Annotated in this window: 3 protein-coding genes; all 3 read left to right on the top strand. The window is 39.3% G+C overall.

The annotated features are described in order from the left end of the window. The first annotated feature begins 264 nt into the window (after positions 1-264). Complete coding sequence (locus tag PX636_RS16270) at positions 265-561, top strand: hypothetical protein (protein WP_288117838.1); 297 nt, start codon at positions 265-267, stop codon at positions 559-561. Between the two features lie 125 nt (positions 562-686). Continuing rightward, positions 687-1,472 (top strand): hypothetical protein, encoded by a 786-nt coding sequence (locus tag PX636_RS16265; RefSeq protein WP_002799158.1) that lies wholly within the window; start codon positions 687-689, stop codon positions 1,470-1,472. 194 nt (positions 1,473-1,666) lie between these two features. After that, positions 1,667-2,464, top strand: a 798-nt coding sequence (locus PX636_RS16260; protein WP_288117836.1) for a lipase family protein, incomplete at its 3' end; no start/stop codon positions are given.

Here is a 2,464-nt window from a genome sequence, read left to right as displayed (position 1 = left end):
GTCAAATTTGAAAAATTTGGCTTTAAACCCTATCTGCGTAAGAACTTCAGGAGTTTGCGTCCAGTAGTCTGTTAGTATTACATAACTTTAACTCAGGCTCTGTAAGACTTTTAGTTATAGCTAGTACATATATATATAGAAGTCCAGTCAAAAATTTGCCGAAAATTCCTCCCAATAGTTCCTTCAACTTTCCTACACTTTTAAAGAATTATCTTTCTTTTCTGTCTTTCGATGTTTGCTAATATCAGTGATAGTAACAAATTAATGGCTGATTTGGCTGATTCTAATGTGCAAACAAAAATCGGTCAATGGACGATAGTTTGGAGTCCTGTTATTTATGATCACGATACCAAAAGTCAAGTCTGGGACAATATTATGTGCGTCGCTAAAGGTCAAAATCTAACAACAAATAATCCTCAATATGTAGTGGCGATTGCAGCGACAAATCCTCAGTCTGTATTTGACTGGTTACAGGAGGATGTTAATACCCACAATATGGTTCTCTGGTCTAGCACAAACCCAGAACAAGGTCATATTTCTGAGGGAACAAATACGGGATAAAAATTTTGCAAGGAATGAAAAATTCAAGCAATTTATCCCTCTTATAATTCCTGACTCAGGAAATACAAAAACAGCCCAAACAACCAAGATCACCATCGGAAAATCTGAACTGGAAAATAAACACCATGAAATTAGAAGACATCATTCAACAAAACCTCGTTAAACCCATTGATTCCTTAGCAGGAGACTCCGAACTTTGCCGAGAAGTTCAGACCCGTTTGCAAGTTCTCGGATTGCTTCCTGCTAATGGTGTTGATGGCATTTATGGACCCCAAACAAAACAAGCCTTTGAGCAATTCAAACAAAAAATCAAAGAAGGCGAATTGGATACCTTGGGAGCATCTTCGGCGAAATTTTTACTAGAACTTAAAGAATTACCAGGGGGTAATAATTTAATCTCCAAAGCTCAAGCCGAATCTATCTACAGTAATGTCATTAGCGATGGACAATTAGCAGACCTCAATTCTTGCTTAAATCGCTTTGACATTAACACTCACCCCCGAATGTGTCATTTCTTAAGCCAAACTGCCCATGAAAGTGGAGGCTTGAAATGGATGAAAGAACTCGGTAGCGGTGAGGAGTATAACGGACGGAAAGACCTAGGAAATATTTATCCAGGAGATGGTCCCAAATATAAGGGAGCAGGCGTTATTCAACTAACGGGACGCAGTAACTATCAAGCTTTTGCGAATTATATTCATGATCCGAAAGTGATGGATGGAGTTGACTATGTTAGTACCACCTATCCTTTTACCAGTGGCGGTTTTTGGTGGCATAACAATAACATGAATGCTCTTTGTGATCGCGGTGCAACGGTGGAAGAAATCACCCGACGAGTCAATGGTGGTCTTAACGGACTAGCTGATCGTCAGGCTTACTACGAAAAAGCGATCAAAGTTTTTCCTGTTTAGCAATGCTTGTCCTACATTTTCCGCCAATAGCTGTTCTGGTGCTAATTTTTACACCTCTAATGATGGGGTAAATTGGGGTCAACTTAATCAAGTTAAAAAGAGCGGTCATCCCTTTTTTGTGAAATTTGTGTTGTGACAATTACCTAGATTTGTCTAAGATACGACAAATCAATTCACAATTGGAGAAAATTTCAATGCCTACTTACGATCAACAACAAACGCTTTTCTGTCTTTCCATGTTCGCTAACATCAGTAATAGCGAGAAAGTTATTACAGATTTAGCCAATCCTACGGTTCAAGCAAAAATTGGTCAATGGACAATTCTTTGGGGTCCTGTTATTTATTATCATGATCCTAAAAATCAGAACTGGGATAATATTATGTATGTGGCGAAGGGAGAAAATGCCGAAACCAATAACCCTCAATATGTAGTTGCGATCGCTGCTACGAATCCGAAATCAGTTTTTGACTGGTTACAGGAGGATGCTGCTACCCATAACATGGTTTCCTGGTCAACGCAATTCCCCGAACGCGGAAAAATTTCGGAAGGAACAAATACCGGAATTACTATTCTGCAAAACCTGAAAGATTCCTCTAACCGTTCTCTGTTAGAATTTTTGACCCAGGAAATTCCCAGCCAATCTGATCAACCTATTGAAATCATTACCACCGGCCATAGTTTAGGCGGAGCATTATCTCCAGTAATGGCATTATGGCTGTACGAAAATCAAGCAACTTGGAACCCTACCGGTAAACAAATCACCGTCAATACCCAATTTTCTGCGGGAGCAACTCCAGGGGATAAAACCTTTTCTGATTACTACGGAAATACGGAGCCAGGTCTCAATCAAAGCAGCCGACTCTGGAATAGTTTGGATATTGTTCCCCATGCTTGGAATATTCAGCAATTACAGCAGATTCCTACCCTGTATCAATCTTGTAATATTCCTAAATCTTCGAGAATTGCACTATTAGTTAATAGTCAAATTCAG

It is taken from the genome of Microcystis sp. M53598_WE2 (genome assembly GCF_030067735.1).
GTDB classification, from domain to species: Bacteria; Cyanobacteriota; Cyanobacteriia; order Cyanobacteriales; family Microcystaceae; genus Microcystis; species Microcystis aeruginosa.
Note: the sequence above shows the minus strand (reverse complement) of the source record. Positions and strands in the feature narration are given on the sequence as shown.